At 59.1% G+C, this 14,892-nt stretch carries 11 protein-coding genes; 10 read left to right on the top strand and 1 reads right to left on the bottom strand.

The window, feature by feature from the left end; all coding sequences use genetic code 11:
- Nucleotides 1–146: 146 nt before the first annotated feature.
- The 8 genes from BLS60_RS15220 to BLS60_RS15185 all read left to right on the top strand — a co-directional run bounded on the left by BLS60_RS15220 (nt 147) and on the right by BLS60_RS15185 (nt 10,957).
- A complete protein-coding gene (locus tag BLS60_RS15220) occupies nt 147–2,978 on the top strand; it encodes a 2-oxoglutarate dehydrogenase E1 component (protein ID WP_092369615.1) in 2,832 nt (943 codons plus the stop codon).
- A 71-nt stretch (nt 2,979–3,049) separates the two neighbouring features.
- Complete coding sequence (gene odhB, locus BLS60_RS15215; protein ID WP_092369612.1) at nt 3,050–4,264, top strand: 2-oxoglutarate dehydrogenase complex dihydrolipoyllysine-residue succinyltransferase; 1,215 nt, start codon at nt 3,050–3,052, stop codon at nt 4,262–4,264.
- A gap of 85 nt (nt 4,265–4,349) precedes the next feature.
- Nucleotides 4,350–5,786: a dihydrolipoyl dehydrogenase gene (gene lpdA, locus BLS60_RS15210; RefSeq protein WP_092369609.1), complete on the top strand. Its 1,437-nt coding sequence runs from the start codon at nt 4,350–4,352 to the stop codon at nt 5,784–5,786.
- A 198-nt stretch (nt 5,787–5,984) separates the two neighbouring features.
- Entirely contained in the window at nt 5,985–7,151 is a 1,167-nt protein-coding gene (gene sucC / locus BLS60_RS15205) for an ADP-forming succinate--CoA ligase subunit beta (protein ID WP_042553713.1), read from the top strand.
- Nucleotides 7,151–8,038 (top strand): succinate--CoA ligase subunit alpha, encoded by an 888-nt coding sequence (gene sucD, locus BLS60_RS15200; RefSeq protein ID WP_042553712.1) that lies wholly within the window; start codon nt 7,151–7,153, stop codon nt 8,036–8,038. The genes sucC and sucD overlap by 1 nt, the downstream gene beginning before the upstream one ends.
- 394 nt (nt 8,039–8,432) lie before the next feature.
- Nucleotides 8,433–9,746, top strand: coding sequence for a branched-chain amino acid transport system II carrier protein (gene brnQ / locus BLS60_RS15195; protein ID WP_092369606.1), 1,314 nt, complete (start codon nt 8,433–8,435; stop codon nt 9,744–9,746).
- A gap of 90 nt (nt 9,747–9,836) precedes the next feature.
- Nucleotides 9,837–10,571 (top strand): DUF599 domain-containing protein, encoded by a 735-nt coding sequence (locus BLS60_RS15190; protein ID WP_092369603.1) that lies wholly within the window; start codon nt 9,837–9,839, stop codon nt 10,569–10,571.
- Nucleotides 10,568–10,957: an MAPEG family protein gene (locus tag BLS60_RS15185; protein WP_092369600.1), complete on the top strand. Its 390-nt coding sequence runs from the start codon at nt 10,568–10,570 to the stop codon at nt 10,955–10,957. Before BLS60_RS15190 ends, BLS60_RS15185 begins: the two co-directional genes overlap by 4 nt.
- 55 nt (nt 10,958–11,012) lie before the next feature.
- Here the strand turns inward: BLS60_RS15185 and BLS60_RS15180 are convergent, their stop codons facing one another.
- Nucleotides 11,013–11,336 carry a hypothetical protein gene (locus tag BLS60_RS15180; RefSeq protein ID WP_070883133.1) on the bottom strand — a complete coding sequence of 108 codons (324 nt, stop codon included), beginning with the start codon at nt 11,334–11,336 and terminating at the stop codon, nt 11,013–11,015.
- Between the two features lie 268 nt (nt 11,337–11,604).
- Here BLS60_RS15180 and BLS60_RS15175 point away from each other — a divergent pair, with 268 nt between their 5' ends.
- Nucleotides 11,605–12,843, top strand: a complete 1,239-nt coding sequence (locus BLS60_RS15175; RefSeq protein WP_092369598.1) for an MFS transporter — start codon at nt 11,605–11,607, stop codon at nt 12,841–12,843.
- A gap of 81 nt (nt 12,844–12,924) precedes the next feature.
- Complete coding sequence (htpG, locus tag BLS60_RS15170) at nt 12,925–14,829, top strand: molecular chaperone HtpG (protein WP_070883199.1); 1,905 nt, start codon at nt 12,925–12,927, stop codon at nt 14,827–14,829.
- Nucleotides 14,830–14,892: the final 63 nt, after the last annotated feature.

The raw sequence follows: 14,892 nt of genomic DNA, 5'->3' as shown, positions 1-14,892 counted from the left end.
AAAAATATGACGACCAGCAGGGGCATTCGGGCTGGTGCCCGGACTATCTGCAGGATTCTTGGTGGCTTTGTCGAAGTCGCTTACATGACTTAGCAAGCCAGTCGGTATCCTTGCCGGTGGTGTCCCCTTACCGAGGGTGACCAAGCATGCAAGAAAGCGTGATGCAGCGCATGTGGGACAGTGCCCACCTATCCGGTGGTAACGCTGCCTACGTGGAGGAGCTCTACGAGCTCTACCTGCACGATCCCAACGCTGTGCCGGAAGAATGGCGCACTTATTTCGATAAGTTGCCATCAGAGGGCAGCACCGCCAACGACGTATCGCACTCCACGATTCGTGATCATTTCGTGTTGCTGGCTAAAAACCAGCGCCGCGCGCAGCCGGCTTCAGCCGGTACTGTAAGCAGCGAACACGAGAAGAAGCAGGTCGAAGTGTTGCGGTTGATTCAGGCATTCCGCATGCGTGGCCACCAAGCGGCCCAGCTCGATCCGCTTGGGCTGTGGCAGCGTTCTGTTCCTGCTGATCTGTCGATCAGCCATTACAGTCTTACCGACGCGGATCTGGATACCACCTTCCGCACGGGTGGTCTGGCAATCGGCAAAGAAGAAGCAACTTTGCGGGAAATCCGCGATGCGTTGCAGCAGACATATTGTCGCACCATCGGCTCCGAGTTCACCCATATCACCGATTCCGAGCAGCGCAGCTGGTTCCAGCAGCGCCTGGAAAGCGTGCGTGGTCGTCCTCAGGTATCTGCCGAGGCGCAGGCGCACCTGCTGGAGCGTCTGACTGCCGCTGAAGGTCTGGAAAAGTACCTGGGCACCAAGTACCCGGGTACCAAACGTTTCGGTCTGGAAGGTGGCGAGAGCCTGATTCCGCTGCTCGATGAGATCATCCAGCGCAGTGGTTCCTACGGCACCAAGGAAATCGTCATCGGCATGGCCCACCGTGGTCGTCTGAACGTACTGGTCAACACTTTCGGCAAGAACCCGCGCGACCTGTTCGACGAGTTTGAAGGCAAGAAAGTCGAAGGCCTGAGCTCCGGTGACGTGAAGTACCACCAGGGTTTCTCGTCTAACGTGATGACCACCGGTGGCGAAGTTCACTTGGCGCTGGCGTTCAACCCGTCTCACCTGGAGATCGTGTCTCCGGTGGTAGAGGGTTCCGTACGTGCTCGTCAGGATCGTCGCAACGATGCCGTTGGTGACAAGGTCCTGCCGATTTCCCTCCACGGTGACGCAGCCTTCGCCGGTCAGGGCGTGGTCATGGAAACCTTCCAGATGTCGCAGACCCGTGCGTACAAGACGGGCGGCACCATCCATATCGTGATCAACAACCAGGTGGGTTTCACCACCAACCGTGCCGACGATGCGCGTTCTACCGAATACGCCACCGACGTCGCCAAGATGATCCAGGCGCCGATCTTCCATGTGAATGGTGATGATCCGGAAGCCGTGTTGTTCGTTACTCAACTGGCTGTCGATTACCGCATGCAGTACAAGCGTGACGTGGTCATCGATCTGGTCTGCTACCGCCGTCGCGGCCACAACGAGGCCGATGAGCCGAGTGGTACCCAGCCGCTGATGTACCAGCAGATCGCCAAGCAGCGCACTACCCGTGAGCTGTACGCCGAAGCGTTGACCAGCGCCGGACGCCTGTCGGCTGAAGCCGTGCAGGCCCCTGTCGATGAGTACCGCACCGCACTGGATAACGGTCAGCATGTGGTCAAGAGCCTGGTCAAAGAGCCGAACAAGGAATTGTTCGTCGATTGGCGCCCCTACCTGGGTCATGCCTGGACCGCGCGTCATGACACCCGCTTCGATTTGAAGACCCTGCAGGAGCTGTCCAGCAAACTGTTGGAGACTCCGGATGGCTTCGTCGTCCAGCGCCAGGTCACCAAGATCTATGAAGACCGCGCCAAGATGGGCGCCGGCGGCTTGCCGCTGAACTGGGGCTACGCCGAAACCATGGCGTACGCGACCTTGCTGGTTGAAGGTCATCCGATCCGCATCACCGGTCAGGACGTGGGCCGCGGTACCTTCTCGCACCGCCATGCGGCGCTGCACAATCAGAAGGACGGCACTGCTTACTTGCCGCTGCAGAACCTGTATGAAGGTCAGCCGCGTTTCGACCTGTACGACTCGTTCCTGTCGGAAGAAGCCGTCCTGGCATTTGAATACGGTTACGCCACCACCACGCCGAACGCGCTGGTGATCTGGGAAGCTCAGTTCGGTGACTTCGCCAACGGCGCCCAGGTGGTCTTCGATCAGTTCATTTCCAGTGGCGAGACCAAGTGGGGTCGCCTGTGCGGCCTGACCATGTTGCTGCCGCACGGTTATGAAGGACAGGGCCCGGAGCATTCCTCCGCACGTCTGGAGCGTTACCTGCAGTTGTGCGCCGAGCACAATATCCAGGTGGCAGTACCGACCACGCCGGCACAGATCTATCACCTGCTGCGTCGTCAGGTTATCCGCCCGCTGCGCAAGCCGCTGGTGGTGCTGACGCCGAAGTCGCTGCTGCGCCACAAGCTGGCCGTGTCGACGCTGGAAGATCTGGCCGAAGGCTCTTTCCAGACCGTGATCCCGGAAATCGATGCCGTCGACCCGAAACAGGTCGAGCGTCTGGTTCTGTGCAGCGGCAAGGTTTATTACGACCTGCTGGAGAAGCGCCGCGCCGAAGGCCGCAGCGATATCGCCATTGTGCGTATCGAGCAGCTTTATCCGTTCCCGGAAGATGACCTGAATGAAGTGTTCGCTAGCTACGAGAACCTCAAGCATGTCGTCTGGTGTCAGGAAGAGCCGATGAACCAAGGCGCCTGGTATTGCAGCCAGCACCATATGCGTCGTGTCGCTACTGCGCATAACAAGGCTCTGGTGCTCGAGTATGCAGGGCGTGATGCCTCCGCTGCTCCTGCTTGTGGTTACGCTTCGATGCACGCCGAGCAGCAGGAAAAACTGCTGCAGGATGCCTTCACCGTTTAACGCCATCGCGAAGGAGGCGGTCCGATTGAGACCGCCTTCTCGAACAAACCGAATTTAAGGAACAGAACACAATGGCTATCGAGATCAAAGCCCCTACATTCCCGGAATCGGTCGCCGACGGCACCGTGGCCACTTGGCACAAGAAGCCGGGCGAAGCGGTGAAGCGCGATGAGCTGATCGTTGACATCGAAACCGACAAAGTCGTGATCGAAGTATTGGCCGAGGCCGATGGTGTGGTTGCCGAAATCGTCAAGAACGAAGGCGACACCGTCCTGAGCAACGAAGTACTCGGCACGCTGACCGAAGGCGGCGCTGCTGCTCCGGCCGCCGCTCCGGCTCAAGCCGCCTCCGCCCCGGCGCAAGCCGCTGCACCTGCTGCCGATGGCGATGACCAACTGCTGTCGCCAGCGGCGCGCAAGATCGCTGAAGAAAACGGCATCGACCCTAACAGCCTCAGTGGTTCGGGCAAAGGCGGGCGCGTGACCAAGGAAGATGTGGTCGCAGCCGTTGAAGCCAAGAAGAACGCACCAGCTGCCAAGCCAGCTGCTGCCGCCGCTGCCCCGGTTGTCGCCGCCGCTGGCGAGCGCACCGAGAAGCGCGTACCGATGACCCGTGTACGTGCCACCGTTGCACGCCGTCTGGTCGAAGCACAGTCGAACATGGCCATGCTGACTACTTTCAACGAAGTCGACATGTCGGAAATCATGGCGCTGCGTTCGAAGTACAAAGACCAGTTCGAGAAGACCCACAACGGTACTCGTCTGGGCTTCATGTCCTTCTTCGTCAAGGCGGCTACCGAAGCGCTGAAGCGCCTGCCAGCGGTCAACGCCTCGATCGACGGCAACGACATCGTCTACCATGGCTATCAGGATATCGGCGTTGCCGTTTCCAGCGATCGCGGCCTGGTGGTACCGGTTCTGCGTAACGCCGAGTCCATGGGCCTGGCCGATATCGAAGCCGGCATCGCTGCCTATGGCAAGAAAGCTCGCGACGGCAAGCTGTCCATCGAAGAGATGACTGGCGGCACGTTCACCATCACCAACGGCGGCACCTTCGGTTCGATGATGTCGACGCCGATCGTCAACCCGCCGCAGGCTGCAATCCTCGGCATGCACAACATCATTCAGCGTCCGGTTGCGGTGAATGGCCAGGTGGTCATTCGTCCGATGATGTACCTGGCGCTGTCCTATGATCACCGCCTGATCGACGGTAAAGAAGCCGTGACTTTCCTGGTGACCATCAAGAACCTGCTGGAAGACCCAGCTCGTCTGTTGCTGGACATCTAAACGGCTGCGGGTAGCAGATGGCGGGTTCCACAAGGCCCGCGTCTGCACCTGAGCTCGAAGCTTGAAGCTAAAAGGAATCTTTTTTATGAGCCAGAAATTCGACGTGGTAGTCATCGGTGCCGGCCCTGGCGGCTACGTTGCCGCCATCAAGGCTGCCCAACTCGGTTTGAAGACCGCGTGCATCGAGAAGTACCAGGACAAGGAAGGCAAGCTCGCCCTGGGCGGTACCTGCCTGAACGTCGGTTGCATTCCTTCCAAGGCGCTGCTGGACAGCTCCTGGAAATTCCACGAAGCCCACGAGAGCTTCAGCGTTCACGGTATTACTACCGGTGGCGTGAGCATTGACGTTCCGGCCATGGTTGGCCGCAAGAACACTATCGTCAAGAACCTGACCGGCGGTGTTTCCACCCTGTTCAAGGCCAATGGCGTGACCCTGCTGGAAGGCCACGGCAAGCTGCTGGCCGGCAAGCAAGTGGAAGTAACTGACCGCGAAGGCAATACCTCCATCGTAGAAGCCGACAATGTGATCCTGGCATCCGGCTCGCGCCCGATCGATATTCCACCGGCTCCGGTCGACCAGAATGTCATCGTTGACTCCACCGGTGCTCTGGACTTCCAGGCGGTGCCCAAGCGCCTCGGTGTGATCGGTGCGGGTGTGATTGGTCTGGAGCTCGGTTCGGTCTGGGCTCGTCTGGGCGCTGAAGTGACCGTACTGGAAGCGCTGGAGAAGTTCCTGCCGGCCGCTGACGAGGCGATTGCCAAAGAAGCGCTGAAGACCCTGACCAAGCAAGGTCTGAAGATCAAGCTGGGCGCGCGCGTCACCGGCTCCGACGTGCAGGGCGAAGAAGTCACCGTCAACTACACCGATTCCGAAGGCGAGCAGAAGATCGTTTTCGACAAGCTGATCGTTGCTGTTGGCCGTCGCCCGGTTACCAGCGATCTGCTGGCCTCGGACAGCGGCGTTGATCTGGACGAGCGTGGCTACATCTTCGTTGACGACCAGTGCACTACCAGCGTTCCTGGCGTCTATGCCATTGGTGACGTGGTGCGTGGCGCGATGCTCGCCCACAAGGCCTCGGAAGAGGGCGTGATGGTTGCCGAGCGTATCGCCGGTCACAAGGCGCAGATGAACTATGACCTGATTCCTTCGGTCATCTATACCCACCCGGAAATTGCATGGGTCGGCAAGACCGAACAGCAATTGAAAGGTGAGGGCGTTGCAGTCAACGTCGGTACCTTCCCGTTCGCTGCCAGCGGCCGCGCAATGGCTGCCAACGACACCGGTGGTTTCGTCAAGGTCATCGCCGATGCCAACACTGACCGCGTTCTGGGTGTACACGTGATCGGCCCAAGCGCGGCAGAGCTGGTGCAGCAAGGCGCCATCGGTATGGAATTCGGCACCAGCGCTGAAGACCTGGGCATGATGGTCTTCTCGCACCCGACCCTGTCCGAAGCTCTGCACGAAGCAGCGCTCGCAGTAAACGGCGGCGCAATTCACGTTGCCAACCGCAAGAAACGCTAAGAAGTCGTTCGTCTGGTGCCGGCCTGTTGGCCGGCGTCGTGCAGACGATTTTTCGCGAAGCAGAACCACGGTGCATGGCCCGCGCAGGCTCAGCCTACACGCGGAATGTGCGCCGGACTGCCTTGAGGCAGTCACAGGTGGTGCGGCACGCAAGTGCAGCGCCGATGCGCAATACCTAAACGAAAACGGTAGACAAGCATGAATCTTCACGAGTATCAGGGTAAGCAGCTGTTCGCTGAATACGGCCTGCCCGTATCCAAGGGCTTCGCCGTAGACACCCCGGAAGCAGCAGCAGAAGCCTGCGAAAAAATCGGTGGTACCGAGTGGGTCGTCAAGGCTCAGGTACACGCTGGTGGCCGCGGTAAAGCGGGTGGTGTGAAACTGGTCAAGAGCAAGGAAGACGCCAAGGCTTTCGCTGCCAACTGGCTGGGCAAGCGTCTGGTGACCTACCAGACCGACGCCAATGGTCAGCCTGTCACCAAAATCCTGGTCGAGTCCTGCACTGACATCGCCAAGGAACTGTACCTGGGCGCGGTCGTTGACCGTTCCAGCCGTCGTATCGTGTTCATGGCTTCCACCGAAGGTGGCGTGGACATCGAGAAGATCGCTCACGAAACTCCTGAGAAGATCCTCAAGGCCACTATCGATCCGCTGGTCGGCGCTCAGCCGTTCCAGGGTCGCGAGCTGGCTTTCCAGCTGGGTCTGGAAGGCAAGCAAGTTGCTCAGTTCGCCAAGATCTTCGTCGGTCTGGCCAAGCTGTTCAAGGATCACGACCTGGCTCTGCTGGAAGTGAACCCGCTGGTCATCAAGGCCGACGGCGACCTGCACTGCCTGGACGCGAAGATCAACATCGACGCTAACGCCATGTACCGTCAGCCGAAGCTGAAGACCTTCCACGACCCGTCGCAAGACGACGCCCGTGAAGCCCACGCTGCCAAGTTCGAACTGAACTACGTTGCCCTTGAAGGCAACATCGGCTGCATGGTCAACGGTGCTGGCCTGGCCATGGGTACCATGGACATCGTCAACCTGCACGGCGGCAAGCCAGCCAACTTCCTCGACGTAGGTGGCGGCGCAACCAAAGAGCGCGTGACCGAAGCCTTCAAGATCATCCTGTCCGACAGCAACGTTGCTGCCGTTCTGGTGAACATCTTCGGCGGTATCGTTCGTTGCGACATGATTGCCGAAGGCATCATCGGTGCAGTGAAGGAAGTCGGCGTCAAGGTTCCGGTTGTCGTCCGTCTGGAAGGCAACAACGCTGAACTGGGTGCCAAAGTCCTGGCCGAAAGCGGCCTGAACATCATCGCGGCAACCAGCCTGACCGACGCTGCTCAGCAAGTCGTCAAAGCTGCGGAGGGCAAGTAATGAGCGTCCTGATCAATAAAGACACCAAGGTTATCTGCCAGGGTTTCACTGGTTCGCAAGGTACCTTCCACTCCGAACAAGCCATCGCCTACGGCACCAAGATGGTTGGCGGCGTGACTCCAGGTAAAGGCGGTACTACCCACCTGAACCTACCAGTGTTCAACACTGTGAAGGAAGCTGTGGAAGCGACTGGCGCTGACGCTTCGGTCATCTACGTTCCGGCTCCGTTCTGCAAAGATTCGATCCTGGAAGCTGCTTTCGGCGGCATCAAGCTGATCGTGTGCATCACCGAAGGCATTCCTACCCTGGACATGCTGGATGCCAAGGTCACTTGCGACGAGCTGGGCGTTACCCTGATCGGTCCTAACTGCCCAGGCGTTATCACTCCGGGCGAGTGCAAGATCGGCATCATGCCGGGTCACATCCACCTGCCAGGCAAAGTAGGCATCGTGTCGCGTTCCGGCACCCTGACCTATGAAGCCGTCAAGCAGACCACTGACGCCGGTTTCGGCCAGTCCACTTGCGTGGGCATCGGTGGCGACCCGATCCCGGGCTCCAACTTCATCGACATCCTGAAGCTGTTCCAGGAAGACCCGAAGACCGAAGCGATCGTCATGATCGGTGAGATCGGCGGTTCGGCTGAAGAAGAAGCGGCTGCCTACATCAAGGCCAACGTCACCAAGCCTGTAGTTTCCTACATCGCTGGTGTGACTGCTCCTCCGGGCAAGCGTATGGGCCATGCTGGCGCCATCATTTCCGGCGGCAAAGGCACTGCAGACGAGAAATTCGCTGCACTGCAGGACGCAGGCGTGAAAACCGTGCGTTCCCTGGCTGACATCGGTAAGGCCTTGGCCGAGCTGACCGGTTGGGAAGTCAAGAAAGCCTAAGAACGTGTTCACGATCTCGCGAGCTAGAGCCCTGCAAGGCAAAACAGCGAGGAAGCGCAGTTTACTGGTGTAAATGAGCATTCCGAGCCAGACGCCGCAGGGCTGACGCGCAGCAGACCATGAACAGCTTCTAAAGCGTTTTGACTGTAAAAAGGCCACCTTCGGGTGGCCTTTTTCGTATGCGCGACGTGAACGTACAGAGGATCGACAGCTGATCCGCCAATTTCGAGTTGCCAGTCGATTTTGGTTAACATGGCGCCCCCTTGCGTTGCACCTGCCAGAAGCAGACGAACAGCGCGCTAACGGCCCGGCCACAAGCCTGGTCAATGTTTCCCCTGATCCCGATGGAAACCTTCACGACCTCCTCGATATTTTTGCCTGTGGTATTTCCCTTATGACTCGCTTGAAAGGCCTGGATCTCCTGGCGCTTGGTTTCATGACGTTTGCGCTGTTTCTTGGCGCGGGCAACATCATCTTCCCGCCCAGTGCGGGCATGGCGGCTGGCGAGAACATCGCGCCTGCGGCGATCGGCTTTCTATTGACCGGTGTGGGTTTACCGTTGCTCACGGTCGTCGCCCTCGCGCGTGTCGGTGGGGGGCTGCCAATGCTCACGACGCCGCTGGGCCGTTGGGCGGGCATTGCCTTGGCGGTGGCGGTGTACCTGGCCATCGGCCCACTGTTTGCCACGCCACGCACAGCCGTTGCATCGTTCGAAATCGGTATGCAGCCCTTTGTCGGCAACAGTCCCATGGCGCTGCTGGTGTACACCGCGGTGTATTTTGCAGCGGTGTTGTTCCTTTCGCTCAATCCTGGCCGCCTGGTTGACCGTGTCGGCAAGTTCATTACCCCGGTGCTTATTGTTGCGCTGATCGTATTGGGCGGCGTTGCGGTATTCGCTCCCGTGGGTGAAGTAGGCCCTGCGACAGGCGCTTATCGCAGCGAGCCACTGGTGCAAGGGTTTTTGCAGGGCTATTTGACCATGGATGCCCTTGGCGCTCTGGTATTCGGCATCGTGATCACCAATGCCATTCGGGCGCGTGGTATCACCAACGACGGCCTGATCACTCGTTACTGCGTAATTGCCGGCATCATCGCAGCCGTTGCGCTGTCGCTGGTGTATCTGTCGTTCTTCTACCTGGGTGCAACCAGCCATGCACTGGCTGCCGGTGCCGAGAACGGCGGGCAGATTCTCACCACCTACGTGAACCAGACGTTTGGCTCGACCGGCTCCCTGCTTCTGGCAGTGGTCATCATCCTGGCGTGCATGACGACTGCGGTGGGCCTGCTCACGGCATGCGGCGAGTTCTTCGGCGATCTGCTCAAGGTTCCGTACCGCGCGGTGGTGATTGTTTTGGCAGTGTTCAGCCTGGCGGTCTCTAACCAAGGGCTGACTCAATTGATCAGCGTTTCCGTGCCGGTACTGGTGGGGCTTTATCCGCTCGCTATCGTGCTGGTGGCGTTGAGCCTGGCCAACCGTTTCTGGCTGTCGCAGTCTCGGGTCTTCGTGCCAGTGATGGCCGTAACGCTGGTATTCGGCATTGCCGACGGCATGGGAGCAGCAGGCTGGAGCGCGTATGTTCCGGGTTACTTCGGCAAGCTGCCATTTGCCGCGCAAAGTCTGGGCTGGCTGGTGCCGGTGCTGGTGACGCTGGTGCTTGCGGCGATCATCGACCGCGTGCTCGGTAGCAGGCAGACCGCAGCGGCATAAGCTGTTGCAGGTGTACTGGAAGCCGCTCGCTTGAGCGGCTTTTTCATGTCTCCCAGGTCTATAATCGCTCCAGCATTACAAGGAGCCTGCATGCCTATCAGCGAAGATTATCTGCCTCATCTGCTAGCTGTCCTCTGGTTTGTCTTCTGCTGGGGCGGCTATACCCGCTACGCACAAGCCAAGGGGCGTACCACGCCCTGCCTGGCCAGCGTGTTGCACCTTTATCGCGAAGACTGGATGCGCCGCATGCTACTGCGCGACAACCGCATCGCTGACGCCAACGTGATCGGTAACCTGGAACGTAACGCATCGTTCTTCGCCTCCAGCACGCTGATCATTCTGGCTGGCATTCTTACCGTGCTGGGAGCGTCGGACCGAGCAGTGTCGTTGCTGGCTGATCTGCCGTTCGTGCAGGGCGCGAGCCGCAGCATGTCTGAGGCGAAGCTGCTGTGCCTGGGCGTGGTGTTCGTCTACGCCTTCTTCACATTCAGTTGGTGTATGCGCCAGTACAACTTCGCGGCCGTACTCGTAGGCTCGGCACCGATGATTGGTGAGCGGCATGTCACCGAGCAGGAACGCAAAGCCTTCGGCGAGCGAACTGCACGGGTCATCTCGATGGCGGCCAACCAGTTCAACTACGGTCTGCGCGCCTACTATTTCGGCATGGCCACCCTGGCCTGGTTCATCAACCCCTGGTTCTTCATGCTGGTTAGCGCAGGCGTCGTGGTGGTGCTGTACCGCCGAGAATTTCACTCCGATGTCCTGGAAGTGATGGTGTACACACAAACGCCGACCTTCGAGCCGGCCAAGGAGAAGACTGAATGAGTATTCCATTCTGGTGCGTGTTCATCAGCGCGCTGCTGATTTACGTGGCGAAGGCGCCGCTTGCCAAGGCCATGAAGGAGGAGGGCGGTGGTTACGACAATAACAATCCGCGTGCCCAGCAGGCGCGTCTCAGTGGTTTTGGCGCACGCGCACTGGCTGCTCACCAGAACAGTATCGAGGCATTCCCATTATTTGCGGCAGGGGTATTGATGGCGCATGTCACGCAGAGCAGCGGATGGCTGGTCGATTGGCTGGCCGTAGCGTTCGTGGTCGCGCGCGTGCTCTATCTGCTGTGCTATTGGGCAGATATGCATTGGCAGAGAAGTGTTGTCTGGATGGTGGGGCTGGTATGTAGCTTGCTATTGATGCTGACGCCTGCCATCTAGCGATGGGGCTGCAGGAGGCATTATCCGCAGCACGCTGCGGATAATGCAAAACGCGTTACTGCTGCTTGGTTGGGTCAGCAGGAGCACCTGGCTCGGTCGGTACCGCTGGCGGCGTGGCCGGTACAGAGGTATCACCAGGGGCGCTGTCTTCCGGCATGCTTTGCTGCGAGTTTTCCTGCTGCTCGTCTGCACGCTCCTGAGCGGCCTCGGCTTCTTTTTGCGCAGCTTCGTTGCTTTCCTCAGCGGCGTCGTTCATCGACTCCTGAGCTTCGGTGCGAGCTTCCTGAGCATCTTCGGCTTTGTTTTCGGACGGCTTGTCACAGGCCGCAAGGCCCAGCGTGGCAGCCAGCATGAAGGCGTAAGCGACTGATTTTTGCATGGTTGTGCGTCTCCTTGGGATAAATACCATTACCGTTTTTCGAGACGTCGAGGGGGCTATAAGTTCACTTCCTTTGTGCATCATGTGTCCGCTGATGCTCCGTAACTGTGCAAAACCCCAATTCAGGGCGTGTCACAAATCTGGAAAAAACCCGTCATCGCGATGGATTGAGTGCACGTCGATGATTATCGTGGCAGCGCATCCGCCGATGCGTACGTCAGTACGTCGCATTTGGTAGCGCCTCTGGCAATTGAATTAAGGAAACTGAATGGACGCGTTGCTCATCCTGGGCGGCCTGCTGATGATTCTTATCGGCTTGGTGTTGTTGGTGATGCGTGGTTTCGCTACCAGCTTGTTGTGGGGCTGGGCATGTTTGCTGCCGCCCCTGACGCTGCTGTTCATCGCTCGCCATTGGAGCAAGGCCAAGCACGCGCTGGGCTGCTGCGCGTTAGGCATGATTCCGCTGGTAGTGGGGCTGGCGGTGATGGCTGCCCAAGACCCGCAGCGCCTGGAGGCGATTGTCAGCTTGCGATGGCTGCAACCCGAGCAGCAGGCGCCAGGCGCATTGCATATCCAGCTTAACGGTCATCTTAATGGTGAGCCGTTTGCACCCAGAGAAGGCGAGCTTGTCGACGGCGTGCTTAGCCTGCGTGAGGGGCAGGACTTCTTTGCGCGCCGCGAGTTGATCATCCGCGGCCTGCCGCTTGCCGAGCAGGGGCTGCGGATGGATGTTCTACCCGACGATCAGGGGCCATTGCCGGAAATCGAACTGAGCTGGTTGTCACCGGGGCAGGACTTGCCCGAGGCACGCCAAGTCAAAGGCGGCTATACATTGCACCTTGGGCTCAGGCCCGAGGCGCCGAATCTGTTGGTTGGGGATTTCCATCTGGTCCTGCCGCCGCAGTTCGAGACCACGCTGAGCGGCTCGGTCGAGGTCTTTCACAACGGCTTGCGCTACTACAATGGGCAGGTCGATCGCTCCGTCGACTCTGGCGATACCGTGGCCTTTGTGCTCGGTGACTACCTGCAGCGTAGGTTCCAGAGCCGTGATGTGCAGCTTTCGTCGCCTGTACCCAGCGTGTCGGGGACTCATCTGATGCTCGACGTTCAGGCACGTATCGACGGCCGTGAACAGAGGCTGCCGGTGAGTTTAAGCAAGCATCCACAGCACGGTTGGCGGGTGGATGACGATCAGTTTGCCGCATTGCCGCCAATGGCTGACCAGGCATCTGCGGCGCCAGTTGCTGAACATACCGCACCAGTTGAACCGGCCAGTAGCGTCGATCTACGCCGCGATTTCTCCATGGCTCGCCTGCTCAGTGAGCCGCGACGCTTCGTCAATCAGCCCATGCGCGTGTATAGCGAAAAGGGCAGTGCAATTCAGGGACAGTTCGCTGGGTTGGAACAGGGCCAGGTTATTCTCAGGCAGCGCCTAAACGGCTCGGGCGAAGCTCGCTTTGCCATGCCGGAGGCGGACATCGTGCATGTCGAACTGATCGACCAATGACTTGAAGTTTTCCTATGCCGCCCCCACCTGATGGTCATCCGCCGTACCGCGGCTTAGCCATCAATGTGGAGTTAGATGACCATGAGTGTGGAAACTCAAAAAGAAACCCTGGGCTTCCAGACCGAGGTAAAGCAGCTGCTGCACCTCATGATTCACTCGCTGTATTCCAATAAGGAAATCTTCCTGCGCGAGTTGATCTCCAACGCCTCCGACGCCGTCGACAAGCTGCGTTTCGAGGCGCTGGCCAAGCCCGAGCTGCTTGAGGGCGGCGCTGAGCTGAAGATCCGTGTGACTTTTGACAAAGACGCCAAGACCGTCACCCTCGAAGACAACGGCATCGGCATGAGCCGCGAAGAAACCATCGCGCACCTCGGCACTATCGCCAAGTCCGGCACCGCCGACTTCCTGAAGAACCTCTCCGGTGACCAGAAGAAGGACTCGAGCCTGATCGGTCAGTTCGGCGTGGGCTTCTACTCGGCATTCATCGTCGCTGATCAGGTTGAAGTCTTCACTCGCCGTGCCGGCTTGTCGGCTGGCGAAGGCGTGCACTGGTCTTCCAAGGGCGAGGGCGACTTCGAAATCGCCAATGTCGAGAAAGCTGAGCGCGGTACTCGCATCGTTCTGCATCTGAAGAGCGGCGAAGAAGAGTTTGCCGATGGCTGGCGCCTGCGCAACGTCATCAAGAAATACTCTGACCACATCGGCCTGCCCATCGAACTGCCGAAGGAGTTTCACGGCGAAGAGAAGGACAAGCCGGCAGAACCCGAGTGGGAAGTGGTCAACCGCGCCAGCGCCCTGTGGACGCGTCCGCGTACCGAGGTCACCGACGAGCAGTACCAGGAATTCTACAAACACGTCTCCCATGATTACGACAACCCGCTGAGCTGGAGCCACAACAAGGTCGAAGGCAAGCTGGAATACACCTCGCTGCTGTATGTGCCAGGTCGTGCACCGTTCGACCTGTATCAGCGTGAGGCGCCGCGTGGTCTGAAGCTGTATGTGCAGCGCGTGTTCATCATGGACCAGGCCGACGAGTTCCTGCCCCTGTACCTGCGCTTCATCAAGGGTGTGGTGGATTCGAACGACCTGTCGCTGAACGTCTCCCGCGAAATCCTGCAGAAAGATCCGGTGATCGACTCCATGAAATCGGCGCTCACCAAGCGTGTGCTCGACATGCTGGAGAAGCTGGCGAAGAACGAGCCTGAGCAGTACAAGGCGTTCTGGAAGAACTTCGGCCAGGTACTCAAGGAAGGCCCGGCAGAAGATTTCGCCAACAAGGAAAAGATCGCCGGTCTGCTGCGCTTCGCGTCGACTGCCGAAGGCGAGGGTGAGCAGGTGGTTTCTTTGGGCGACTACATCAGTCGTCTCAAGGACGGTCAGGACAAGGTCTATTTCCTCACCGGTGAGTCCTACGCGCAGGTCAAGAACAGCCCGCACCTGGAAGTCTTCCGCAAGAAAGGCATCGAAGTACTGCTGCTCACCGATCGCATCGACGAGTGGCTGATGAGCTACCTCACCGAATTCGACGGCAAGACCTTCGTTGACGTGGCCCGCGGTGACCTGGATCTGGGCTCGCTGGACTCGGAAGAGGACAAGAAGGCTCAGGAAGAAGTTGCCAAGAGCAAGGAAGGGTTGGTCGAGCGCTTGAAGAGTGCGTTGGGCGAGCAGGTTGCCGAGGTGCGTGTCTCCCATCGTCTGACCGACTCGCCGGCCATTCTGGCCATCGGCGAACAGGACCTGGGCCTGCAGATGCGCCAGATCCTCGAAGCCAGCGGCCAGAAGGTACCGGATTCGAAGCCGATCTTTGAATTCAATCCGAACCACCCGCTGATCGAGAAGCTGGATGCCGAGCCGGACGAAGACCGTTTTGGCGACTTGTCGCACATCCTCTTCGACCAGGCCGCGCTGGCTGCAGGCGACAGCCTGAAAGATCCAGCCGCCTACGTGCAGCGCCTGAATAAGCTGCTGGTCGAGCTTTCTGCTTGATCCGCTAGCTGCAATGCAAAACGCCGCTCAATCGAGCGGCGTTTTTGTATCTGTCGTGTGGTG

The sequence above is a fragment of the Phytopseudomonas seleniipraecipitans genome, assembly GCF_900102335.1.
Lineage (GTDB): Bacteria > Pseudomonadota > Gammaproteobacteria > Pseudomonadales > Pseudomonadaceae > Aquipseudomonas > Aquipseudomonas seleniipraecipitans.
This window is presented reverse-complemented; position numbering and strand designations above follow the sequence as displayed.

What these genes read in the sequence shown, in the direction of transcription:
- BLS60_RS15185 (WP_092369600.1), top strand. Translation starts at nt 10,568, where the DNA reads ATGAGTATTCCATTCTGGTGCGTGTTCATCAGCGCGCTGCTGATTTAC.
- brnQ (WP_092369606.1), top strand. Translation starts at nt 8,433, where the DNA reads ATGACTCGCTTGAAAGGCCTGGATCTCCTGGCGCTTGGTTTCATGACG.
- BLS60_RS15190 (WP_092369603.1), top strand. Translation starts at nt 9,837, where the DNA reads ATGCCTATCAGCGAAGATTATCTGCCTCATCTGCTAGCTGTCCTCTGG.
- BLS60_RS15220 (WP_092369615.1), top strand. Translation starts at nt 147, where the DNA reads ATGCAAGAAAGCGTGATGCAGCGCATGTGGGACAGTGCCCACCTATCC.
- sucC (WP_042553713.1), top strand. Translation starts at nt 5,985, where the DNA reads ATGAATCTTCACGAGTATCAGGGTAAGCAGCTGTTCGCTGAATACGGC.
- BLS60_RS15180 (WP_070883133.1), bottom strand. Translation starts at nt 11,336, where the DNA reads ATGCAAAAATCAGTCGCTTACGCCTTCATGCTGGCTGCCACGCTGGGC.
- lpdA (WP_092369609.1), top strand. Translation starts at nt 4,350, where the DNA reads ATGAGCCAGAAATTCGACGTGGTAGTCATCGGTGCCGGCCCTGGCGGC.
- BLS60_RS15175 (WP_092369598.1), top strand. Translation starts at nt 11,605, where the DNA reads ATGGACGCGTTGCTCATCCTGGGCGGCCTGCTGATGATTCTTATCGGC.
- odhB (WP_092369612.1), top strand. Translation starts at nt 3,050, where the DNA reads ATGGCTATCGAGATCAAAGCCCCTACATTCCCGGAATCGGTCGCCGAC.
- sucD (WP_042553712.1), top strand. Translation starts at nt 7,151, where the DNA reads ATGAGCGTCCTGATCAATAAAGACACCAAGGTTATCTGCCAGGGTTTC.
- htpG (WP_070883199.1), top strand. Translation starts at nt 12,925, where the DNA reads ATGAGTGTGGAAACTCAAAAAGAAACCCTGGGCTTCCAGACCGAGGTA.